The organism is Bacillus sp. FJAT-27231 (assembly GCF_001183975.1).
In the GTDB taxonomy this organism is placed as follows: Bacteria; Bacillota; Bacilli; order Bacillales; family Domibacillaceae; genus Pseudobacillus; species Pseudobacillus wudalianchiensis.
Genome location: NZ_LFZU01000001.1, coordinates 3,739,850 through 3,763,519 on the forward strand (window position 1 = coordinate 3,739,850; position 23,670 = coordinate 3,763,519).

Sequence of the window (23,670 nt, forward strand, 5' to 3'; positions counted from 1 at the left end):
GTGAATCTTATGGTTTCTTTCACATACGTGAAGTTGCCTTCTCTAATAAACAAAGAAAGGAGAGATTCCTTTGCACGGAAAGATAGTAGAGACTTTAGGGAATTTTTTATGGGACTCACCGCTGGTTTTTGCTATTCTTCTCACCGGTTTTTACTACACAATGGAAAATCGATTATTTCCATTTAGGCATGCCATACATATTTTTCGCGAATTTTGGCATAGCGTCACTCAGAGCAAAGCCCTTCAACATGGCAAAGGATTGCTGTCCTCCTTTGAGGCTGCCAGTATTGCCATCGGCAGCACGGTAGGAATCGGCAGCATAGGCGGGGTTGCTGCAGCGATTGCCATCGGCGGACCGGGCGCAGTCTTTTGGATGTGGGTTGCTGCACTTGTCGGCATGATGGTGAAAATGGCGGAAGTGACGCTTGCCGTTCACTATAGAACAGCAGATAAAGAAGGAAATGTATATGGAAGCCCCATTTTATATATCGAAAAAGGAATCGGTACAGAGATGAACTTTCAAAAGTGGATGATCCCGGCAGCCTTATTTGGAATTGGCATTATTTCAACTATTTTCATATCCATCCAAAACTACGTTGCCTCTCACGCCATCAGTTCAACATTTGGTCAGAATATTTTTATTGTCTCTTTTCTCTATGCGTCATCTGTGTTTCTGGTGATTAGACGAGGAATTAAGTATGTAGGGAAAGTGTCAAAGTTCATTGTGCCAATGATGTCTCTGTCTTATATTTCTTTAGTGCTTGTGATCATTGTGACACATGTTAATATGATCCTGCCGTCCATTGAATTAATCATAAAGGATGCTTTTTTTGGCACCGCGGCCATTGGAGGATTTGCAGGAGCGACTGTATTTCAAGCCATCACGATGGGGGTTACGCAGGCAGTTTACAGTGGAGAATTCGGCTGGGGAACTTCACCTATTATCCACTCTACGGCTAAAGTGGACCATCCTGTTAAACAGGGATTATGGGGTTGCTTCGAGGTGTTCTTTACTACCATTATCATCTGCACCCTAACAGCCATCGTGATTATAATATCTAGAGAATGGATGACGGGAGGTTCCGGAATTGAATTGGCCTTGCATTCCTTTGAATCTATACTTGGAATGTCAGGAAGGTATATGGTGACCATTCTGCTCTTCTTCTTTGCTTTTACTACATCGGTCGGCTACTACTTTTATAGCGAGGTCATTGTCAGGCACTTGCTACGGAAAACACCGGCGCTTAAGAGCATCTTATTAAAGTATTTAAAACTTTTTTATGCGTTTCCTGAATTCTTATTCGTCGTCTATGTAACAGCCTTTCATTTTCCCGACAAATATATTTGGTTAATGTCCAATATTACTACGGCTGTTCCAACCATCATTAACATTTTTGTTTTATTAGTATTAAGCCATCAATTCAAGAAGCTCTTATTGGATTACAAAGCAAGATACATGAAGACCGGAGAAGTAGATGAAGAAACACCCCTTTTCCATGACCACTAACAAAAAAGTCGGTAAATCATGTGAGAGGTATTGCAAATTGTGGAAGAGATCACACATTTTCTTGGTTTTTCTGCTGAAATCTTTACTTATGCTGTTATGAAAGAATATATGTGAAGGAGAAATGCCAGCGATGAAACCGCTTATTGGATGTACCACTTATTATGTCAGCGCTTTCGAGGAAAGTAAATTAAGGTTCAGCGTGGCGCAAGATCATTTCATGTCGGCACTTGACGACCCCCTTAGTATTCAAAAAGGGGGCGGCATTCCAATAGCTATTCCTCTTATCGATGATGAGGAGTATATAGAGTCTCTATTAGATCGTCTAGATGGCCTGTTGCTCATCGGGGGAAGTGATGTCAATCCTCACTTATACGGTCATCCTTATAAAAAGGGACTTGGGGACATTATCCCTATGAGAGACACGTTCGAACTCAAACTGATTGAAAAAGCCATCAAACGGCAAATGCCGATCTTTGGCATTTGCCGGGGATTACAGCTGTTGAATGTCTTTTTTGGAGGCACGTTAATCCAAGATATGGACCACGCCTATCAAACAGATATTAACCACGCAGGCTACATGGGCCCTAAATGGAACATTGCACACAAAGTTAAGCTGGCCAAGGATTCGGTGCTTCACCATTGTTTTGGAAAAGAAGAAGTAGAAGTCAATAGCTTTCATCACCAAATGATCGATACCCTTGGCCAAGGACTCGACATTGCCGCCGTATCAGAGGATGGCGTAATAGAAGGAATTGTTCATAAGGACTACCCGTTTGTCGCTGCCGTTCAATGGCATCCAGAAATGATGTTCGATGTCCACCAAGAACAATTAAAGCTTTTCGAGCTATTCGTTCATTTTTGCAAACAAAATAAAACTAAAAAACGTGTGGTTTAAAAAAGGGGTCAGTCCCCATCGCATTCAAGCGATGGGGACTGACCCCTACTTTCCATTGAAAAAAATAAGATCCTATGGTACATTTATATAGATAGACATTGTATAATTATTTTTTAATATATTATCCCTATTTTAATTATACAATATAATTTATTAGTTAGTCAACACTTATATTTATTTTTTTAAGGAGTGTTTGCGATGAATTCAGAATTTCAGCAGGAGCAAAAACGAGTGGATCGTGTTATTGAGACGATTACAGAGCAGATCGGCAGGTTGGAGAAAAAAACTTCCCGGCATCGGAATGAAGTAGTTCAGATCCGCAAACACTTCTGGGATGAAGTTAAGGTGAATGTGGATACTTTTGATGATTATCTCGAGACGATCATCGGCTTGAGACAAGAGGCGCAAGCTCTGTCCGTCAGCCAAAGTACCCACCGACATGCATCTAAACGACTGGCCGCGCTGCGCCGCATGCAGGAGATTCCCTACTTTGGCCGAATCGACTTCATGGAAGAGGGAACTTCTACTCCCGAACAAGTCTATATTGGCATCTCCACTCTCACAGATGAAAGCGGCGAGCATTTCCTGATTTACGATTGGAGAGCGCCGGTCTCCAGTGTCTACTATGATTACCAGCCTGGTCCCGCTAACTATGTCACACCGGGAGGCGTCATCGAAGGCCAACTGGAGAAAAAGTGGCAATACCTGATTCGCGGCGGCACTCTCCAATCGATGTTCGATACGAGCCTCACCATTGGAGACGAGATTTTACAACAGGTGCTGGGCAAAGGCACGGATAAACATATGCACAATATTGTCGCGACCATTCAGCAGGAGCAAAATCGGATCATCCGTCATGATCGCGGGAGACTGCTTATTGTCCACGGAGCCGCTGGCAGCGGCAAGACATCAGCTGCTCTGCAGCGGATTGCTTATTTGCTCTACAAATATCGAGATAGCTTGAACGCTGATCAAATTATTCTCTTTTCACCTAACTCGATGTTTAACAGTTACGTGTCGAATGTGCTGCCGGAGCTCGGCGAAGAGAATATGCAGCAGGTCACCTTCCAGGAATATTTGGACCATCGGCTGAGCAAACAGTTTCAAATTGAACATCCCTACGATCAATTGGAGTATGTGTTAACGGAAGCGGATACTCCTGCGCACAAGTCAAGGGTGGCGAGCATCCGCTTCAAAGCCTCCACCGCTTTTTTTGAGGCGATTCACTCCTACCGGAAGTCGCTGGAGTCATCTGGAATGGTATTCAAAGGCATTAGCTTCAGAGGAACGTCTATTGTAACGGCTCAACAAATAGCCGATCGGTTTTATAGCCACGATACCTCCCTCCGCTTTCACAACAGACTGGAAAAATTGAAGGATTGGTTAATCAAGCAAGTAGAGGAAGCCGAAAAGGCCGAACGAAAGAAGCCGTGGGTACAGGAGGAAATCGAGCTGCTTAGCAATGAGGAGTATCATGAGGCTTATACGTACTTAGCGAAAAAGCGAGGATTTAAAGACGAAGACATCGCCGATTATGACATGGAACCGAAGGCACTGGCCCAGTTGATTGTCCGGCAGAAACTGACGCCTTTACGAAAACGAATCCGAGCGTTTCGTTTCATCGACATCAAGGGAATATATAAACAGCTTTTCGTTGACCCTCTGCAGATCAAACAGTGGCTGGAGGAAACACCTGCGGAGTGGACGGATATTTGCCGATTGACGGCAGATGCGCTAGACGAAGACAAACTATTGTATGAAGATGCTACTCCGTTCTTACTCATGAAAGAGCTCATACTAGGCTTTCAGACGAACAGCTCCATCAAGCACATCATCGTTGACGAAGCACAGGACTATTCCCCGTTTCAATTCGAGTTTCTTAAACGCTTGTTTCCTTGGGCAAAAATGACGGTGCTAGGGGACTTTAACCAAGCCATATTCGCCCATGCCAGCGAAATGGTGGATTTTCAAACCTTGACCGGCTTATACGGATCAGTCGAAACAGACGTGATCAACCTGACACGCAGCTACCGTTCCACCAAACCAATTATTGAATTTACACGAAGACTCCTACCGAACGGCGACCGAATTGTCCCTTTCGAACGAGACGGAGAGCGGCCTGTGCTGACACAACTGTCTAATCATGCAGACCTGCACCGCTGTATCGCCTCCAAAGTCGCAGATTGGCGACAACAAGGCTATCACAGCATTGCCATCATCTGCAAATCAGCTGATGAAAGTAAACGCGCCTATGAATCCCTGTCCAGCATCGAGGACATTAAGCTCTTGAAAAACGGCTCCATGGAATATGAACAAGGCGTGGTGGTTATCCCATCGTACCTGTCCAAAGGCATCGAATTTGATGCCGTCATCATTTACGACGCATCCAAACAAGTATACGGCGATGAGAGCCTGCGCAGAGTGTTCTACACCGCCTGCACCAGAGCGATGCATGATTTACAGCTTTACAGCGTAGGCGAACCAAGTCCATTTTTACGGAACGCTCTGCAGGAAAACCTGCTCCAAGCCTGACGCAGCGGGATTATTACGATCAATAAACAGCCGGCACTTCATTATGACTTCCATATTGCCGGCTGTTTTACATTAAAAATCAGCAGTATAAAATAGAGGTGAAATCTTTCATGAAAATAGCTGTTTTATCCGATACGCATATGCCTAAGAAGGGAAAACAACTTCCGGAAATAGTCATGGAAGGAATACAAAATGTCGATCTAATTATTCACGCAGGAGACTGGACAAGCCTTGATGTATATGAGCAGCTAAAGGAAATGGCCCCTGTTGTTGGTGTCTCCGGGAACGTTGATCCGCCTGAGGTAAAGGATGTCTTTGAAGAAAAGAGGATCATCGAAGCCGGTCCATTTCGCATTGGCGTCACCCATGGCCATATCGGCAAAAAGAAAAAGACACCCGAACGCGCATTAGAAGCGTTCCAACAGGAACAATTGGATCTCATTGTGTTCGGACACTCCCATATCCCCTATTCCCAAAGGCATGATGATACGTTTTTGTTTAATCCCGGTTCACCGACTGACAGGCGGTTTCAGCCCAGGTTCTCTTACGGGGTTATTGAAATAGGAGAAACATTGGAAGCAAAACATATTTACTTTTAAGATAAGGAACCGTTACTGTGTCCAGTCTTGATAAATAAGCCGCCATTCTTGATAATAATTGCTGGATTCATGATAAATAGCATTTCTTCCTAGATAAAATCTACCCATTCCTGATAAACACAAAAAAGCGAGCAGGCCTAGAGCCTGCTCTTAAAAATTATGCAATATATTCATCCGCCTCTACATCATCTGCCACCTTTTTGCTGTAATATTTTCCCTTTGTGGCGATAGCAATCACAATCGTTAGAACGAAAGCGATGATGGCTGCGAAAAAGGCAGCGACGTTTTGCAGGAAGACGCCCATGTAGCCGAAAGCAGCGATGGAACCAATCACACTGGCTACGATGAGAGAGACGACGCCAACCGGATTCCAGGCATATAAATACTCTTGTCTATGCTCAAAATATCTAGGGCCCATTTTCAGGACTCTTTTTACAATAAAAGCATCACTCAAGAGCACGGCGGCCCATGAAAGCAGGAAGACTCCCTGGAAAGTAAGCAAACTGCCTAAGTGATCCAGCACACCGCCAAGCATTAAAATGATAGCGGCAATCGAAGTAAAGACGACCCAAAAATTCCGGCCCGGCTTGAATTTGAAGACGTTTTCAAAAAAGTTAGCTAATGATAGCGAACTGCTGTATAAGTTGGTAATGTTAATCCGCAGCTGTGTCAAAATCGTAAAGAGCGCTCCGCCGATGCCGAGAATTTGTACAAAATAAACACCCGGATTAGCTTCCTCCATTTGTACACCGAACCAAATCCCGATGACGCCCATAATAAAGAAGCAGACAAGCTGTGGAAGAAATCCTACGGCGAACACCCCTACTTTAAGCTCTTCTTTTTTAATGAAGCGTGCGTAGTCAGAGACAAGTAACGCCATAATCCCCACGAGACCGTTCATAATTCCGATACAAGCCAGCAGGGATGCGCCGCCAACTTCCCCTCCCTCGGGTAAAAACGTCCAAATGTTCCCTTCAAAATCGGACTTACTGGAGACGATCCAAAAACCGGAGCCGAGCAACAGAACAAAAAGCGGCAATGTCCATTTCTGCAGCTTATCAAGCTGCTTAATGCCGAACCAGTTTAATGGAATTACAATTAAACCAAAGAACACCATTAGTCCCCATATCGGCACAAAAGAGATATATTCATGGACAGCTGCGGCCATAATGGAGCCTTCGATTGCACAATACATAATAAAATTGAGTGCATAAATTAAGGAAGTAATCGAAGCCCCGAAATAGCCAAAGCCGCCGCCCCTTGCCATTAAGTTCACGTTTAATCCTGATTTAGCAGCATAATAACAAATCCCGATTCCTACTACACCCGCTACAACCGTGGCGTAAATTTCCGCCAAGAGGGCATTTACGGCTCCAAATGAGATGGCCATTAAGCTGCCCATTTGAATAAACAGCATGGCTGTTGCTACTCCGAGTGTCACGTTCGTGATGCTCATCCAGCCCATCGTCCGCCCTTCTACAGGCACTTTCTCCAGCGAAAAGTCATCCTTCTTTTCTTCTTGGCTGTTCTTCCCTTTCTCTTCTACTTGCATCCTCTCCACCATCCAAAATTCCCCCTTTGCTTATAAACTTTGATAATAAGTCATTCCATGAGGCTACTTTTCTATAAGCAAGTACGAGACCAAAGTGTTAAATATTCAAAATAAATAGAAAATTTATTATAGAACCCTTTTAAATCCTAATACCTAGGAGCAAAACAAAACTTTCTCTCTATTTTTATTCCATCCAAAGAGAGGCGAAAATAGCTGCTTTTCTTGCAAATCTGCAATTCATCTTTCAATATTGATACATTTAGGAGTGGCCTCTCACTGACGATAACTGCCCCTCTAGACATAAGACAGGGGATTGGATAAGATGAGCGGTAGAGAGATCAAAGTAATAGTAGGAGGGTATGGTTATGAAGGAGGAAAAAGTTGACCAATACATAAAGAAGATAAATGGAGAGCTGTGGCTGGTGGAGGATGACCGGGAAAATCTGAAGGTGAGTTACCGGGTGAAGAAAATCATCTTTGCAGAACAGTCCCCTTTCCAGCATGTGATGGTTCTCGATACATATGATTTTGGGAGAATGCTAGTATTAGATGGCGTCGTGCAATCGACCGAGAAAGACGGATATATTTATAATGAAATGATTGCGCATGTCCCGCTGCACATTCACCCTCATCCGAAGAAGGTGTTAATTATCGGTGGCGGCGATTGTGGGGCAGCACGGGAAATCATTAAATATCCGACTGTCGAAGAGCTGTATTTTTGTGAAATCGATGAGCTTGTCGTCAAAGCGAGCAAAGAGCACTTAAAGGGTGTGTCCGCTGGCTTGGATGATGATCGCGTTCACTATCTTTTCGCAGACGGCATTCAATATATGAAGGAACATACAAATGAGTTCGATGTCATCATTGTTGATTCATCTGACCCAGTTGGACCAGCCACTCAATTATTCGAGTTTGATTTTTATAAAAATGTCTTTGAAGCCTTAAAAGAAGATGGATTAATGGTGTGTCAAAGCGAATCACCGATCTTTTACAAAGAAACGATGCAAAATACTTACGAATCGTTAAATAAGTTATTTACTACTGTAAGACAATACACAGCCGTCGTTCCTACTTATCCAGGCGGTCTTTGGAGCTTTACCCTTGCTTCTAAAAAGTATGAAGCTTTTATTCAACCAACCTATGAGGAAACGACGAAATATTTCAACAAAGCGATTTTACAAGCAAGCTTTGCCTTGCCGCAATTTATGTTAGAGGATAAAAAATAAGCAAAACAGGGTACCGTTACTATGAACGGTACCTACAGGCTGTTGACAAACGCTCGCTTTCTTCGTTGCTCGTCTGGCTGCGGTGCTTATGACCCTCATGGTTACCCTGCTCCTCGCCAGGCTTCGCGCCTCGAAAGACAAGCGTTTTCAATCAACCCGAGATATTGAAAATAGACTTTGTCTACATTCTCCAGGTACCTCTACTATAGAAGGGTACCTATCTTTATTTCACGCTAAAAACGAGAGGAGTGAAAAGATGGAAGTACACATGAACGGCAATGCTCTTAAGCTGATAACAGGGGATATTACGAAACAAACGACGGAAGCGATTGTGAACGCAGCTAATGGTTCCTTACTGGGAGGCGGCGGGGTAGATGGCGCCATTCATCGTGCAGCTGGCAAAGAATTGGTAGCGGAATGCAAGAAAATTCGCGAAGAAGTGCTCGGTGGAGATTATTTACCGACGGGAGAAGCCGTGATCACGAACGGTTACAACCTTCCCGCGAAGTGCATCATCCACACAGTCGGACCCATTTGGCATGGCAATACACAAAATGAAGAAGCGCTATTGGCAAACTGCTACAAACACTCCTTGCAGCTTGCACAGGAAAAGGGTATGACGAGCATTTCCTTTCCGTCTATTTCTACAGGAGTCTACCGATTCCCGATCGACCTAGCCGCGATAACCGCCTTGAAAACAATCATGTACTTTTTGCAACATCATTCATTCGGTCAAGTCGTCATGACTCTCTTCTCACCCGAAGATTATCGCGTGTATGAATCTGCCCTTCAACAACTTCTAGAAAAACAATAAAAAAGACGAGAGGCTAAATAACCTCTCGTCTCCCTCAATTAACAGCAATCCCAGTTATACAGGACATTCGCAAAGTTACGATTCTTCAAATCTTCCTTTGTGATAAAGAAGTTCCCGACTCCGCTGTCTCCCCACATGATGTCTAGGTCTGTATCTGTGTCTACTTGAAGTAATAATACTTGATGGTTTTGATACTTTTCCCTGTAGCTGCGCGGATCTTCTTGGGTAAAGAAAGGATACCCGCCGATTTTTGAACCAGTGGCTCCAAGCGCCTCGGCATAGATTTCTCCTAATTCCGTTCCGTCACTCGCTTCTCCGTATAAATCAAAGGATAGCTGCTCCATACGGTAATCCCCTTCAGAAATAGGTTCTTCTCCTAACTCAAAAGACAGCTTAATTTCGTGCTCGACCGGAAAGAACCCTTCTTCCGATGGCTTCATATAACTAAAATCCGTTACGAGCTCCGAAGGCTCTTCTGTAACGTCCGGATGGTAAAGAATGCGGAAATTCTCCTGATTCGTTCCATCCTCGAAGTCCATTCCTAACAAGTCATCTTCTCCTGCAATGTAAAATTGCAAAATCCCCTTCTCCGGAAAAGGCGCGATTGGCGGCACTTCCGCAAAATTAATTTGAGCGAGCAGACTCAGATAATCTCCATGCTCATCTTTCGGATGCTCCATCCCTTTAGGCAAATACGGCTGACCGCCAAACTTACTGTCAAGCAACCCTGTACGCGCACAAGTGCCCGTAATCTTTACTACCGGCTCTACCGTTTGTTCTAATTCCTCACGATACGGTTCCAGTTCTTTCGGTAAATTGAGACTATGATAAGCAGACACAGAAAACTCCCCTTCCTTGAATCAACAAACACAAACGTATGTTCTTACATTATAACCTAAATTTTTCCGAATGCAAGGAAGAGTTTTACAACATGTCGAACCGAATTTTAATAGCTGTAGCCGCGATAAGGATAGCAAGCAGCCACTGCAAGATTTTTGTATTCATTTTTTGTCCGGCTTTCGCACCAAGCAAGCGGCGAAGCGATAAGACTCGCCACAATCATAATGATGGCCGGGACGAGCAGCACTTGGCCGGCCGTCAGCTTGCCAGCCATTGAACGTTACCTCACTATCTTCCTCCCAGTTAGAATAATAACTAGTACAAGCCTTGTCCCTGTGAGTAACTCTGTGCTTATATATTCATGATAGAAGATACTTATTCCCTATACTACAAGGGGTTTCTCCTATCTTAGAAGACACTTCTTATTGCTTTACAAGTTCGTGAAGGTTATTCCGTAAAAAAAGGGTAATTTTTCATAAAAATATTTTTCTTCTTTTTTATTTTTTCGCCAGAAAGTCCGTTTAACTGTGATTAAAAAAATAGCTATAGCAAAAAAAGATATTTTTTTACAATATTTGAGTATTTTTTACTAGTAAAATATATCCATTATGCTATAGTAAGGTAGAAGTAATCAAAGGAGGAGAGAGTGATGATCATTTTAGAAGATTACAGTGTATCTTTGAACACCATGGCTCTTACCGAAAAACACCATCCAGATTACAACACCATTATTTATGATCGAAAGGGAATCTACTATTCTAAGAAAACAGTCAAGAAAATACTAGAAGAAGCCTGTCTCCAGCGTTTTTGTACATATGACGGCAGAATCAAATCGATGCGCAAACGGACCCGCTATTTTAAAAAGACCCCTCTGTTGATTTGCCCCGATGAAGACATCTATGCCTTCCCCATCATGTCGCCGTCTAAGCATGGCTGCGGCTGGTTTTTTGCTAATCTTGTCCGTACCTTCAAAATGAAAAAAGGCCAACTAATCGTCACCTTTGCCAATGGGCTGCAGCTGCCGGTTGATTGTTCTCTCAAAGTATTTAAACAGCAGCTAGAACGGACCGCTACTTGTATGAACTACTATAGAAACGATAAAATGTCGATGTAACATCTCCCCCTGTCCTTTAGGAGAACAGGGGGAATATAGTATAGAAAAGCTGTCTGAAATCCAGTGTTCAACTGGCTGTCAGACAGCTTTTTTATGCTTTCTGCAAATTCACACCCTTTCGTCAGTCTGCTCCTGCCACATAATCGGTATCCACCGGTCAAACTTCTCATTTGCTGGGGAGAAACTGCTTATTTGCCATGTCGCTCTTAAAATATGATTCTCGCTATGCTTAACGTGACCCGGGAATACGAGGAAGGCGCGCTTCCAAAAGGAAGAATTCCATGACAAGCTTTAATGAACTAGTCCAGCAATTTACCCCTATGATTCATCATGTGATCAAAACATTGCATATCCATAAAGATCAAGAAGAGTTTGTCCAGATCGGAAAAATCGCTCTCTGGCAAGCTCAACAAAGGTTTGACGCCAGCAAAGGCCAATTTTCCAATTTTGCTTATGCCTACATGAAAGGAGAAATGAGAAAAGTGATGACGAAAGTGAACCAGTCAGAAGAGCGGAACGTTTATCCGAGTGAGCTTTTCTGGGAAGTGAAGGTAGACGAACAGCCGGAAAGAACCCTTGAATTAGAAACCTTGCTTTCCTATGCAGCCGGCTTAACCACTAAAGAGAAAAACTGGCTCGTCTGCACCTTCTATCATCAAATGACCGTACGAGAAATCGCCGATCAGGAAAGAGTCTCCTTATCCGCTGTGAAAAAATGGCGTAAACAAGCTATGGACAAACTAAAAAGCCAGTTTCATTAAATAGAAAAAAGCTGGAGAGCTCACTCTCCAGCTTTAACTAGCATATTCTTTTATCTCTTCAATCGAACGAACAACATGGATGGCTTGCAGCGACTTACCGGATGCATACTGAACGGCACCGGCTCCGCCGAGATAAAAATCGACCTTTTGGTTCGCGAGCGCAAACTGATCAAGGTGCTCTAAAAGCCGCGGATCCCGTTCAAAGGGAATGGTCGTTGTAGCGGAAAGCAGCACCTTCGTTGGCTGCAGCTTTTTTACGAGCAGCTCAATCGAACCCGGCGCCGGAGACGCACCGACCAATACCGTTTTCCAGCCTCTAATCATAAATTGTAATAGCAAGATATGGACAGGCACTTCATGCTGCTCGTGAGGAAGACAAGCTCCTACTACAAGAGGCGCTTCTTCTCGACACTGATAGCTGCGGCGAATTTGCACTAAAAAGTCCCGCACCGCTAGACTCGAAAGAGCCTCCTGGTACTCATCCCATTCCCCGCGCTCCCAGCGGCTGCCGACCTCTTTTAAAAAAGGGATGATAACAGAATGGAGGAAAGCGTTTAACCCAAGGTAATGGTAGGCCTGCTGTAAAATAAGGGTCAGTTCCGTCTCATCACAGCGGGCTCCTTGCTGCAATAGCTGTAGAACATAATCATTTATTTCTTCACGGCGATAAGCGAGTTCTTGTACGCGCGCAGGTTCATTGTCGAACAACTCCGCTTTGTCTTTTAAAATCATAGCCGCCTGCTTAATAGAATGCCCCTGAGCTGATAGCTCCTTCACCGTTAGAAGTGTATTGATGTCTTTCTCACTGTAGACCCGATAGCCATTCTCTAATCTTTGCGGCTGTATGAGCCCGTACCGTTCTTCCCATTTTCGGATCAATTGCTTAGAGAGTCCTGTAATTTCAGCAACTTGCTGAATATAATATATTCCGTTGGCGTTAGACTGATCCATAGTTCTCCTCCTTCTAAGCAACGGATCAACGATTGCCTTCATGTTTTGACAAATTTAGTATAGCGTATCTGCGTTTGTTGTACAATGTTATCAAAAAAAGATTAGACAATTACTTGACGTTGTACAATTGGTTTGCTATGAATAGGTGGAAATGACCGCGACAAGGAGGGAACAAGTTGACGCTTAATCGAAAAAGCATCCAAAAAGCTGGCTGGTATGGATTACTTTCAGGCATCTTCTTAGCGATTTTCTTTAAAGTGATTGAACAATCTACTCATTTAAAGGTCTATACGCTCTTGCTCAATGTCGATTATATTCCTATCATCAATCGATACCATTTTCCCGAAATGATAGAGGTTGCTTTTCACCTGGTGATCTCGATTTTATTAAGCATTACTCTAGCATTTGTTCTCCACTTTCATCACATCCCCCTGCGTAAAAACGCGATTTTATGGTGTACGGCCGCCTGCTTGCTGATTGGCCTGCTTCTCTTTCCTACAACAGCTTTTTCTGATCGAACTCCATCCATAACGAGCATCCCTTCTTTGCTTTATTGGCTGGGAGGGCATGCTCTCTACGGCTTCATGCTAGGCTGCTTATTTGCAAGAGAACGAGAGTCTAATTAGAAGTCACCATTTCCGGAACAGGAGCGGGCTTCCCAAATAAATAACCTTGGAAAAGCTGATAGCCATTCGCTTTAAGCCACTGAAAATCTTCCCGCTCCTCGACTCCTTCCGCAAGAGGAACAGCCCCGACCTTTAAAGCAGTTTGCAGCATCGTATTCGCAGCCTGCTGCTTCAAAGGATTCATCGCAATACCTTGCACATATTTCATGTCTAGCTTCATATAGTGGGGCGCCAATTCCTCCAATACCTCTACTGTACTAAAGCCTGCTCCTACATCATCTAGAGCATAATGAAAGCCCTTCTCTTTGTAGTACTGTAAAACTTTTCTCAAGTGGTCCATGTCCTCCACTTTTTCCGTTTCTACTACTTCAAAGACAAATTGTGAAGGCTCAATTCCGAGCAGATTCGCTAATTGAACCGTAGATTTTAGGCAATGCTCCGGTGAATAAATGGAGGTAGGGATAAAATTAATAAATACCTTTTCCTTGATTCTCGCTGCATGGCGGACAGCGGCCATCCGGCAAATCCGGTCGAGCGCATACGTGCGGTTACGGCTTTTGGCAGCCGAAAAAGCTTCAGCTGGAGAAATAAATTGCCCTGCTTCTCCTTTAAACCGTGACAGCATTTCGTAAGCAATGATTCGTTCCTCACCGTCTACAATGGGCTGCATATAGCACGTAACAGACTGCTTCGCAATGACTTGATCAATCCATTGAAACTCCATTAAACTAGGAAGCTCATGGATCGGCCGCCATTCATGATGATCGATGCGAAAGGAAAGCTGATGAACATCCAGATGATCCACAAAAAAATCATACAACCCAGCTGCTCCGGATTCTTTTACGACGATAACCCCTTTTTTATGGCTCACTAACAAGTTATTTTGATCCAGGTAAGTTACGATATCGGGAATGTAACTTAGGTTTTCCTCCCCTAAAAAACGAATTTCATAATGAAGTTCTAATGGATGACACGCCTGACATTGAATCATACACAATCCCTCCTGTGCTTTTATCATCATCTTATTTACTAGAATAAAGGATGATAACTTTTTGTACAATGTTTTTAGATAAAAGTTATACAAACTTTTGACAAAGGTGCTGATCTTTGCTATTAATGGTATAAGAAAAAGATACCTAGCGGGAGAGATGAAGGATGAATACATTCTTTAAATGGAAAAGCAAACGAGAAGAGCCGGCTAAATCCGAACCAGCGACCACACCTATGCCCACAGTCGATTTATATACACATCCTGAATTACAAAAACAAATGGAATTAATTCATTTAACCCAACATGACTTAACTTTTATCCACTCACTGCAGCCCATTGTGAAAAATCGTATTAATGAGATTGTGTCAGTTTTCTATGACAGAGTGCTGGCCGTTCCGTCGCTTCGTCAAATCATCGAGGAGCATAGCGAGGTTAGTCGTTTAAAGCAAACGCTTAGTGCCTACATTATCGATATGTTTGATGGGAACCTCAATGAAGCTTCTATTCAAAAGCGAATGAAAGTGGCCCAAATGCACTTTAGAGTCGGCCTGCAGCCTAAATGGTATATGGGGACGTTTCAGCAAGTACAAGAAGTGATTATCCAGCTCGTCAATGAAGAAATGACTTCCTATGAAATGCGCGAGCGGGCGATGATGACGATTGCCAAGCTTATTAATTTTGAAATGCAAATTGTTTTAGAAGAATATGAAAAAGAAAATATGAAATTAAGAGAAAATCAATATGAAAAAGTAAAGACCGAGCTAAAACATAAAATTTCTTCTATTAGTGAAGATCTTGCCGGGCTAGCGGAGGAAACGAACTTGTCGGTTGAACAGGTGGATTTGCATGCAAGCGGCATTAGTGAGAGTATTCACTCAAATGTAGAAAGTGTACGGCAAATTCAAATAGACGCAGCGAGCGGATACGAAATGGTGAAGCAAGTACAGTCCCATATGCAATTCATCGCGAACAGCTCCGAGCAAATGGGAGAAATCATTCATCAGTTGAAGCAGTCTTCAAGCCAAATTACGAATATTATCTCCATGGTCAAACAAATCGCGGAGCAAACAAATTTATTGGCGTTGAATGCCTCTATTGAAGCAGCACGAGCGGGTGTGCATGGGAATGGTTTTGCCGTTGTCGCTCAGGAGGTCCGGAAGCTAGCCCAACAATCAAAGCAGTCAGTTGAGCAAATTACTGGTCTTGTTCATGACTCGGCCTCCCTCACGAATCAAGCTGTCAACACAACGGCAGACGTGAAGCAAAAAGTCACTCTCGGCTTGGAGGATTCCGCTCAAACTCAGGAAAAGTTTCAACAGATTCTTTCATCTATTGATCAAAACGATGAACATATTAATCGAGTCGAGGCAGACGTCATGGAGCTGGTCCAGGTGATCCAGTCCATTAGCGGCGATACCCGGAAAGTCGCGACGACCGCTGAAAATCTATATAAGACGGCCAATACCTTATAGCCATAAAAAAATCCTTCAGGTCTCAAAAGCCTGAAGGATCATTTACGATATGAATAAAAAATTCCGATTTACACTATTCTCTGTCTCCCTGTGCAGCTTGAATAGCAGCCATCTGTCTTTCAATGTTTTTCACCGAATCATGCATTTTAAAGAAAAGAATAAGAAGTTCGCAATATACACGCACTAACAATGGACCGAGCACAATTGTAAGAAGGCCCATCAATACAGCAAAGCCGCTGCCGTAATAAGAGTTGAAGCCTGTGATAATCATGCTAAGCCCGGAAAGAACAGACATCACAACCCCAATCCAAAAAATAATTTTAATAATTGTTGGCGTGATCATTTTATCGAACGAAAGAAAATTTGCCATTTTTCTCTCCTTTCTAAAAGTCTGCCTTCCTTACCATGTTATTTCCAAGCTGAATTTTTATGTTGGAAATTAAAAGAAATTTGAAAAGAGCGCTCCTACCTGTTGGCAGAACGCTCTTCATTCTTTTATGGATCTTTTGATCGATCCCCATTTTTCCTTCACCAGCTCGGAAAATGTCTGGATCGTCTGTTCTGGCTTCCGGCTTTTCTTGTACACGATAGAAGTATTTAATCCTTTGGCAAAACGATGCAGTACCGTTAACGTTCCATCCGCTACTTCTCGTTCAACCATAGCAGAGCCTATGATGCACACTCCTATTTGATTCAGAACCGACCGCTTAATCGTCTCCTCGCTGCTGCACTCAATAATAGAGGGCGGTGAGTAGTTCATTTCTTCAAATAATTTTTTCGATAGAGCTTCCAAGTTCTTGTCGAATAAAATAGGTAATTCCTCTAATACGTCAACCTCCCCTATACGCTGCAGCAATTCCGTGGAGGCGACAAATAGCAGATCTTCCCTGTCAATCACGATGGATTCGATATCAGATAGTTGATATTCTGCTCCTACAATTCCAATGTCCGCCTTATTTTCATGAACCATCCTGACGGCTTCAATACTATTACAGGAGACAAGCCTAATATTTACTTGCGGATATTGTTTAAAATAATCTTTTAAAATTAAATATAAATAGTGAGAACAATAAAATTCCGGGCTCGCAATCACAAGGTTTCCATATACTTTATCGAGTTGATTTAAATCCTGCTTCATCTCTTGTAGTTGAGCAAAAACCTTTTCACCATGTTTCTTCAGCAATTCTCCCGCAGGTGTTAAAAACGTTTTATTGCCTGAACGAGAAATCAACGTGTGGCCCAGTTCTTCCTCCAGCGCCTTAATCTGAATTGTAACGGTCGGCTGCGTGTAACCTAACTGCTCCGCTGCTTTTGACAGGTTCAGGTGTTCAGAAACAGCCATAAACGTCTTTAAATTTCGTAACTCCATCTTTTCGCACTCACTTTTCATTTCATAATGTTCCATCTTACACGAGAAAAAGAGAGGAAGCCACTGGAGGGATGCGTATTTTGGTGGTGATCGCTCACATTCGACAAGCTTTCGCTCATATTTTCACCGGCATCGCTCACATTCGACAACATTCCGCTCATACAGCCTAAAAAGCCATGCAGCCGACTTGTTTCCTCTGCATGGCTTTTCTTTATTATTCACATTTTTTACGGACGAATGCGGCCATCTGATAAATAATTAAGAACAGAGGCAATAAACACTTTTCCAATCGTCAGCAACGCTTCCTCATCCACATCAAATTTCGGGTGATGGTGCGGGAATGTGGCCTTAATCGCTGGATTTCCGCCGCCGACAAAGAAGTACGTGCCTGTAATCTCTTTTTGATAATAAGCAAAGTCTTCACTGCCCATCATCGGTGAAATTCGTTCCACCTGCTCTTCACCAAACAGGGAAATCGCCATCTCTTCAACACGTTTCGTTTCCGTTGGGTCGTTCCACATGGAAGGGGCATCCCGGTCATATTTGTAGTTATAGGAAGCACCCGCTCCAGCGCAAGTGGATTTCGCTATTTGCCCGATCGCTTCTTCGATTAATGTTCTTGTTTCTTCATCGAATGTGCGCACGGTTCCTTTAATGACAGCGGCATCCGGAATGACATTTGGCGCGCTGCCGCAATTGATCGCTCCAACTGTGAGCACCGCTGACTTTAAAGGATCAACACGCCGGCTGATGATTTGCTGTAAATTTAACACGAGCTGGCAGCCGGTAACGAGAGGATCAACCGTTAAATGCGGTTCAGAGCCATGCCCGCCTTTTCCCTTTACGACAATTTCAAATTCATCTGCAGCAGTCGAAGCGTAGCCTTCACATACACCTACCGTTCCGACCGGGATCGTGGACATGACGTGCGCTCCATAAATAACATCCACGCCGTCTAAACAGCCATCTTCAATCATCGGCTTGGCTCCGCCCGGTGTCAGCTCTTCGGCAAATTGATGAATGAACACGACCGTGCCGCTGATGTCTTCTTTTACTTCACTTAATACTTTCGCTACACCTAGCAAGGCCGCCGTATGAAGATCATGGCCGCAAGCGTGCATCGCTCCCGGAATCTGTGATTTATATTCTACTTCTTTTTCATCCTGGATTGGCAGGGCATCAAAATCAGCGCGCAAGGCAACCGTTTTACCCGGCTTGCCGCCTTTTAATACACCCACAACGCCTCTGCCGCCTACTTCTGTGCGTACGTCGAGCCCTAACTCCTTCAAATATCGGCTGATTTTTTTCGGTGTAATTTCCTCTTGGAAAGAGATTTCGGGATACATGTGGAGGTCTCTTCGAAAAGCGACCATCTCAGGATAAATCCCTTCCAATTTGGCAACTAATTGATCGATCATGATAAAGACTCCTTTCCTTTCACAGCTTCTTTCGCCTTTAGGCCTTGTGCCGCCACACTGACAATGACCGTGACAGCTGTATTTAATACTAAAGCGACGATCCCGATGTCCAGATCCTTAACGAACTGTGGCAATGAAGGGAAAAGCGTCCCAAAAGATGAGTTATTAAAAGTTGTATACATCACAGCCGCTACTCCGGCGATCATACCGGCGACTGCTCCATACTTATTCACAAAGTTATTCTTTAAAAAGCTGAAAAGTAGCGCTGGCAGCAATTGAGCAATGAATCCATAGCCGAGCAGCAGCAGCGTCACGATGGTACTTCCGCCGTTGACCGTGAAATACGTCGCCATTAAAGCGATCACCGGTACCAAGTATTTGGCCATCTTTGTCACCTGCTGGCCCGTTGCGGATGGCACGATCACTTTATACACATTTAATGAAAGCGAGGTGCTCGTTGCCATCAAGAGCATAGAACCTGGAACGAGTGCCGTTAATAAGCCCGCCGCTCCAATTAAGCCGACAAACCACGGATCAAATGTTCTAATCGACAATTTTAAAAGGGCAAAGTCTGTATCCGGTCCTGTTAATCCCGGTACTTGTCCAATCGCTGTAAACCCGACGAAGAAAACGAACAACAGCATCAACGAATAAATCGGCTGCATAATCGTGTTTTTTCGTATCGCTCTGGAACTTTCAGAGGAATAAATAGCGTTGAACAAATGCGGCCAAACCATTCCACCAATGGCACTTAGCAGCGTAGCGGAAATAAACCAAGAGAGACTAAGGCCTTGATCCGGCAAGTGGAAAAAGCCCGGCTTCATCTTTTCCACCGATTCGAACATGGGCTGGATACCACCATAATAATAAAGCGGCAAATAAATCCCTAAGAAAAGAACGATAAAGAAAATCATAAAATCTTTTAACACAGCCGTCCAAGCCGAACCATGAATCCCTGACACCATCACATAAATGGTTAAAGCGACAGCGCCGATCATTCCTGCTGTAGAAGGTGAAATCGCTCCATAAGAAGCAGCGGAAACGATAATGCCGAGACCTTTCAGCTGTAAAACGAGGTACGGCACCATTGCAATCACGCCGATGATAGCGACTAATACACCTAAAAATGGACTGTTATATTTGCTGGCAAAAAAGTCTGGCTGGGACACTAATTTTTTGGATTGCGCGTATTTCCAAATCGCTGGTGCAATCCAATACATCATAATAATTGAAAGCGGCAAATAAACGATCATGTACGCCGCGGGTGCCCCTTTATCATAAGACCAGCCGCTTCCACCGAGAAAAGTAAATGTCGTATTCATTTCACCCGCAAGCAAGATAAAAATCAGGAAAGCACCAAAACCTCGGCCCCCTACTGCCCACTCGTCCAAATCCATCTGCTTGCCCTTTTTCGCTTTAATCCCTAAAAAGATGGACAGCAATAAAAAGAGTAAAATCACGATAAGTGCACTGTTCATTTGTCTGCATCCTCCATATTCCTAGGATCTAAATGATAGATGAGCCATAAAAACCCACTGATTAATAAGGTCCACAACACGACCCAAAAGAAAATAAATGGCATGCCCAGGACGTATTGGTCAACCTCGTCCACAAACGGCAATAATCCTAATGACCCGATAAAAGGGATAATGGATAACAGGATAATTCGTTTCATAAATGCACTCCCCACGAAGTAATGGATTCATTGTTTCTTTATTCCTATCATGCATAAAAAGCGCATAACCTAGACTTTAAAAGGCACACCCGACGGTTGAGAATATTCCGTAAAATCAGTCTAAAACTTAAGGATGTAGCCGCTTACAACTATTGCGCAATAGTTTTTCAACTTGAAACCTCTTACACTGTAATCGTATCACAGTTTTTCATGCTCCATCATTGAAGGTTTATATACCTTATATAAAAAAAATTTATACTGTTAGTGAATAAAACTAGCTTCTTACTGGCAGAAGCGATTCTTATCGTCTGTATAATTATTCTAATTTTATGCATGAATTTGCGTATTTTGCTTATAAAATGTAGAAAATCGATCACAATCGACAAATGTTCGCTCACACTCGACAAAACTCCGCTCACAAAACGAATATGCACCAAAAAAAGCCCCGAACAAAAGTTTGGGGCTTTAGGTCACAGATTATAGATAAAGTTTATTTTCAATATCCCAGGCTGATTGAAAACATTTGTCTTTCGAGGAGCGGAGTGACCATGAGGATCATGAACACCGCAGCCAGACGAGAAACGAAGAAAGCGGGCGTTTGTCAACATCCTAAGACCCAAACCAAGGTTTGGGTCACTCTCTTACAGCGTCGCTGTCGCCTCTAGTGCAGCTCTTAATTCTTTTTCCTTTCTGCCGTATAAGAAATAATACAGAACAGAAAAAGCAAGAACAGCAAGACCAAGACTCATATACAACACACTATATCCTGTATGTGGAATAACAAGGCCGAGCACGTAAGGACCAAATCCAAGACCGGCATCGAGAAAAATAAAGAATGTGGATGTCGCAAGTCCCATGCGATGCGGCGGTGTCAGCTTCACCGCAATCGCCTGCGTGCTGGACTGCATATTTCCGAAGCCAAGCCCAATTAAAAAGCCAGCTGCTAATAAAGCGAAGCCATGCCCTGCTGTGCTCAATAACAGCATCCCTGCGCCGAACAATAAAAAGGCCGGATACATCACATAGTTCGCCCCTCTCAGATCCATTAAACGGCCGGTAAATGGACGTGAGATTAATACGGCTACAGCATAGACGATAAAGAAAAAGCTGGCCGCCTCCACAAGATTGATTTCCATCGCATAGAAATTAATAAACGACAACACGCTCGAATAGCAGAAAGCAACAACCAGCGTGACAAATGCGATCGGCAAGGCTCTCGGCTCTACAAAACTTGAAAGCTTGAACCCTTTGATGTCTGCTGCTTTTACAGTTGATTCGAACGGCGGGACATTCACAAAGAAGGCAATTGCTAAGCTGACGATCCCTAGCGCCAGACAAAAACTAAAGATAACAGGGAAAGTCGTGTGCTGGCTCATGAACAGTCCGATAAAAGGACCAATTGCTGTGGCAAGCGTCGCACTCATCGTATAGTAGCCGATTCCCTCTCCTTTTCGTGTCGCTGGTATAATTTGCGCGACAATGGTTCCCGTTGCCGTACTGGCGATCCCCAACGTCAACCCATGAACAAAGCGATTTAAAAGCAGAAAGCTAATGCCTAAATTAACAAAGTATAAAGCCGTCGTTAATGTAAACAAGATGAGACCGATAAATAATGTTCGCTTCCGGCCAATTGAATCAATCATCCGGCCGATAAATAAGCGGCCAATTAGGGTTCCGATAATGAAAATTCCCGTTACGAGACCTGCCTCACTCGTCGTTGCATGAAATTCAGCGACCGCATATACTGCGATTGTCACCATTAATAAATAAAAAATCAGCGTCATGAAAAAGTTAATGGACGAAACAACGATAAAATCCTTTGTCCATAATTTTGGTCCTGATTTACTCACACTTTCATCTCCTATTTTAAAATATTTTGTTGAATAGTTTTCATAATCTGGATCGCCTTCAGCTGTTCTTCTTCAGAGATCCCCTTTAAAATGTCCTGTTCAAATTCGTCAATGGACACACGAACGTCCTCATACACTTTTTTGCCGAGCGCTGTTAACTGCATTTTCTTTTCACGCTTATCTTTCGTGGGAATCGTTTCTAAATACTCTAGCTCTTTTAAGCGGTGAACCGTTCGGGTCATCGTCGGCTTTTCCACGCTTTGATAGTTCGCCAGCTCCACTAGCGTAGACGGCCCAAAATTAGCTAAATAGTACAACACCGTCCATTGCGCTCTATAGAGATCATGTTCGCCAAGAAGTATATTTAACCGATTCTCAAACGGCCGGTATAACATTAAAAATTGATAGAAAAACTTTTGAAATGTTTGAATTAGAATCACTTCCTATGAAAATAGTTAGCTTGGGTAACTAATTCAATATAACAAAGAAAGTAAAATTTGTCTAGTTCTCTATATGGATTTACCATAACAGGCAAGGATTGAATAAAAGAGGTGAGGATCATGCCTTTCAAACGGAAAGAAAAAAGAAGGAAAGAGGGCAAACGTTATTCTTTGTCTGATTTTTTCTCGATTTGCTTCTCGCTGTTCCGGAACTAGTTATCTTCGCTGTCCGGTCATTCTTTTTTGGCTTTGGCTACTTATTACGTCGGATCATTGAACGCTTCTAATTTTCTATAGGCAACTCACCGAAAACCGATTGTTCGCATACAGTAAATGGAAACATTTCTGAAAGGAGATAAAAGTGAATGTATGATAGAGATTACTCCTATTACTATTCCCCCTTTCCAGTAGAAGAAGACCTCTTATTTGAAGATGGGATGTTATACGATGTCCCCATTGATCGGCTGCAAGGTCCAGGATTTCCAGGAACATTCGGACCGCCCGGAGGTTTCCCGTCAATTCCATCAACCCCGCCACCCGGAGTTCCAGGCGGCGGGCAACAAGCGGGCGGGCCGCCGTCTTCACCGCCTCCCGCCTTCACTCCCCAGCTTCAACAAGGCGCCTCTGCTTTTGCTATTGATCCTGGTGCTATAAGAGGCTGCTTGTTCCGTTACACGTACGTGTGGCTCGAAAACGGCCAAAACTTCTGGTTTTACCCAGTATTCGTGGGGAGAACGTCCATAGCCGGCTGGCGCTGGCAAAACTGGCGCTGGGTTTATTTTGGAACAGACTTGCGAAGAATCCGTTCTTTTCAATGTTTTTAACGAACAGAGGGGTCAGTCCCCCTTCGCTTTAAGGCGATGGGAGACTGACCCCTTACCATTCAAAAAGGTATACTTTTTCTTGAAAATTTAAATACGATCTATCATTTACAAGAAGAAATCTCCCTGCAAAATAGAATACCTTACGACAGAATTCTTTCATATAACAAAAAATATTGCGAATTTATCGAATTATGTAATATAATAGTTCAAAAGT

Annotated in this window: 22 protein-coding genes and 1 pseudogene; 11 read left to right on the forward strand and 12 right to left on the reverse strand. The window is 43.4% G+C overall.

Annotation, left to right across the window (positions count from 1 at the left end):
• Nucleotides 1–70: 70 nt before the first annotated feature.
• The 4 genes from AC623_RS18005 (at nucleotide 71) to AC623_RS18020 (ending at nucleotide 5,533) form a co-directional block, all read left to right on the forward strand.
• Entirely contained in the window at nucleotides 71–1,507 is a 1,437-nt protein-coding gene (locus tag AC623_RS18005) for an alanine/glycine:cation symporter family protein (RefSeq protein WP_049665088.1), read from the forward strand.
• A 130-nt stretch (nucleotides 1,508–1,637) separates the two neighbouring features.
• Nucleotides 1,638–2,402 (forward strand): gamma-glutamyl-gamma-aminobutyrate hydrolase family protein, encoded by a 765-nt coding sequence (locus AC623_RS18010; RefSeq protein ID WP_049665090.1) that lies wholly within the window; start codon nucleotides 1,638–1,640, stop codon nucleotides 2,400–2,402.
• 198 nt (nucleotides 2,403–2,600) lie between these two features.
• Complete coding sequence (gene helD, locus AC623_RS18015) at nucleotides 2,601–4,934, forward strand: RNA polymerase recycling motor HelD (protein WP_049665093.1); 2,334 nt, start codon at nucleotides 2,601–2,603, stop codon at nucleotides 4,932–4,934.
• Between the two features lie 110 nt (nucleotides 4,935–5,044).
• Nucleotides 5,045–5,533: a metallophosphoesterase family protein gene (locus AC623_RS18020; RefSeq protein ID WP_049665096.1), complete on the forward strand. Its 489-nt coding sequence runs from the start codon at nucleotides 5,045–5,047 to the stop codon at nucleotides 5,531–5,533.
• Between the two features lie 157 nt (nucleotides 5,534–5,690).
• On the opposite strand, the gene AC623_RS18025 is transcribed toward AC623_RS18020, so the two are convergent.
• Nucleotides 5,691–7,097, reverse strand: a complete 1,407-nt coding sequence (locus AC623_RS18025; protein ID WP_082174473.1) for a purine-cytosine permease family protein — start codon at nucleotides 7,095–7,097, stop codon at nucleotides 5,691–5,693.
• 353 nt (nucleotides 7,098–7,450) lie between these two features.
• Here AC623_RS18025 and speE point away from each other — a divergent pair, with 353 nt between their 5' ends.
• Both speE and AC623_RS18035 read left to right on the forward strand, forming a co-directional pair.
• Nucleotides 7,451–8,311, forward strand: coding sequence for a polyamine aminopropyltransferase (gene speE / locus AC623_RS18030; protein WP_442853543.1), 861 nt, complete (start codon nucleotides 7,451–7,453; stop codon nucleotides 8,309–8,311).
• Nucleotides 8,312–8,567: 256 nt separating this feature from the next.
• Nucleotides 8,568–9,125 (forward strand): O-acetyl-ADP-ribose deacetylase, encoded by a 558-nt coding sequence (locus tag AC623_RS18035; RefSeq protein ID WP_049665102.1) that lies wholly within the window; start codon nucleotides 8,568–8,570, stop codon nucleotides 9,123–9,125.
• 38 nt (nucleotides 9,126–9,163) lie between these two features.
• On the opposite strand, the gene AC623_RS18040 is transcribed toward AC623_RS18035, so the two are convergent.
• Together AC623_RS18040 and AC623_RS21270 are read right to left on the reverse strand one after the other, a co-directional pair.
• On the reverse strand, nucleotides 9,164–9,964 hold the full coding sequence (locus AC623_RS18040) for a YwqG family protein (RefSeq protein WP_049665105.1): 801 nt from the start codon (nucleotides 9,962–9,964) through the stop codon (nucleotides 9,164–9,166).
• A gap of 85 nt (nucleotides 9,965–10,049) precedes the next feature.
• A pseudogene (locus AC623_RS21270) lies at nucleotides 10,050–10,242 on the reverse strand (sulfite exporter TauE/SafE family protein); the annotation flags it as partial.
• A 372-nt stretch (nucleotides 10,243–10,614) separates the two neighbouring features.
• On the opposite strand from AC623_RS21270, the gene AC623_RS18045 reads away from it, so the two are divergent.
• Nucleotides 10,615–11,079, forward strand: coding sequence for a competence protein ComK (locus tag AC623_RS18045; RefSeq protein ID WP_049665108.1), 465 nt, complete (start codon nucleotides 10,615–10,617; stop codon nucleotides 11,077–11,079).
• Nucleotides 11,080–11,360: 281 nt separating this feature from the next.
• Nucleotides 11,361–11,840, forward strand: a complete 480-nt coding sequence (locus tag AC623_RS18050) for a sigma-70 family RNA polymerase sigma factor (protein WP_049665110.1) — start codon at nucleotides 11,361–11,363, stop codon at nucleotides 11,838–11,840.
• Nucleotides 11,841–11,873: 33 nt separating this feature from the next.
• Here the strand turns inward: AC623_RS18050 and AC623_RS18055 are convergent, their stop codons facing one another.
• A complete protein-coding gene (locus AC623_RS18055) occupies nucleotides 11,874–12,791 on the reverse strand; it encodes a MerR family transcriptional regulator (protein WP_049665111.1) in 918 nt (305 codons plus the stop codon).
• A 176-nt stretch (nucleotides 12,792–12,967) separates the two neighbouring features.
• Here AC623_RS18055 and AC623_RS18060 point away from each other — a divergent pair, with 176 nt between their 5' ends.
• A complete protein-coding gene (locus AC623_RS18060; RefSeq protein ID WP_231603548.1) occupies nucleotides 12,968–13,417 on the forward strand; it encodes a hypothetical protein in 450 nt (149 codons plus the stop codon).
• Here AC623_RS18060 and AC623_RS18065 read toward each other — a convergent pair.
• Nucleotides 13,410–14,408 (reverse strand): EAL domain-containing protein, encoded by a 999-nt coding sequence (locus AC623_RS18065; protein WP_156187078.1) that lies wholly within the window; start codon nucleotides 14,406–14,408, stop codon nucleotides 13,410–13,412. The genes AC623_RS18060 and AC623_RS18065 overlap by 8 nt on opposite strands.
• 164 nt (nucleotides 14,409–14,572) lie before the next feature.
• On the opposite strand from AC623_RS18065, the gene AC623_RS18070 reads away from it, so the two are divergent.
• Complete coding sequence (locus AC623_RS18070) at nucleotides 14,573–15,880, forward strand: globin-coupled sensor protein (RefSeq protein WP_049665114.1); 1,308 nt, start codon at nucleotides 14,573–14,575, stop codon at nucleotides 15,878–15,880.
• Between the two features lie 73 nt (nucleotides 15,881–15,953).
• Here AC623_RS18070 and AC623_RS18075 read toward each other — a convergent pair whose 3' ends face one another.
• The 7 genes from AC623_RS18075 to AC623_RS18105 form a co-directional block, all read right to left on the reverse strand.
• Complete coding sequence (locus tag AC623_RS18075) at nucleotides 15,954–16,250, reverse strand: DUF4282 domain-containing protein (RefSeq protein WP_049665116.1); 297 nt, start codon at nucleotides 16,248–16,250, stop codon at nucleotides 15,954–15,956.
• A gap of 117 nt (nucleotides 16,251–16,367) precedes the next feature.
• Nucleotides 16,368–17,249 (reverse strand): LysR family transcriptional regulator, encoded by an 882-nt coding sequence (locus AC623_RS18080; protein ID WP_082174569.1) that lies wholly within the window; start codon nucleotides 17,247–17,249, stop codon nucleotides 16,368–16,370.
• A gap of 227 nt (nucleotides 17,250–17,476) precedes the next feature.
• Nucleotides 17,477–18,667 carry a M20 metallopeptidase family protein gene (locus tag AC623_RS18085; RefSeq protein ID WP_049665121.1) on the reverse strand — a complete coding sequence of 397 codons (1,191 nt, stop codon included), beginning with the start codon at nucleotides 18,665–18,667 and terminating at the stop codon, nucleotides 17,477–17,479.
• Nucleotides 18,664–20,145: a sodium:solute symporter family protein gene (locus tag AC623_RS18090; protein ID WP_049665124.1), complete on the reverse strand. Its 1,482-nt coding sequence runs from the start codon at nucleotides 20,143–20,145 to the stop codon at nucleotides 18,664–18,666. Before AC623_RS18090 ends, AC623_RS18085 begins: the two co-directional genes overlap by 4 nt.
• Nucleotides 20,142–20,342: a DUF3311 domain-containing protein gene (locus AC623_RS18095; protein ID WP_049665126.1), complete on the reverse strand. Its 201-nt coding sequence runs from the start codon at nucleotides 20,340–20,342 to the stop codon at nucleotides 20,142–20,144. Before AC623_RS18095 ends, AC623_RS18090 begins: the two co-directional genes overlap by 4 nt.
• A gap of 641 nt (nucleotides 20,343–20,983) precedes the next feature.
• Nucleotides 20,984–22,192, reverse strand: coding sequence for an MFS transporter (locus AC623_RS18100; protein ID WP_049665127.1), 1,209 nt, complete (start codon nucleotides 22,190–22,192; stop codon nucleotides 20,984–20,986).
• An 11-nt stretch (nucleotides 22,193–22,203) separates the two neighbouring features.
• Complete coding sequence (locus tag AC623_RS18105) at nucleotides 22,204–22,587, reverse strand: MarR family winged helix-turn-helix transcriptional regulator (RefSeq protein ID WP_082174474.1); 384 nt, start codon at nucleotides 22,585–22,587, stop codon at nucleotides 22,204–22,206.
• Between the two features lie 482 nt (nucleotides 22,588–23,069).
• Between AC623_RS18105 and AC623_RS18110 the strand changes: the two genes are divergently transcribed.
• Nucleotides 23,070–23,456 carry a hypothetical protein gene (locus AC623_RS18110; RefSeq protein WP_156187138.1) on the forward strand — a complete coding sequence of 129 codons (387 nt, stop codon included), beginning with the start codon at nucleotides 23,070–23,072 and terminating at the stop codon, nucleotides 23,454–23,456.
• Nucleotides 23,457–23,670 lie beyond the last annotated feature (214 nt).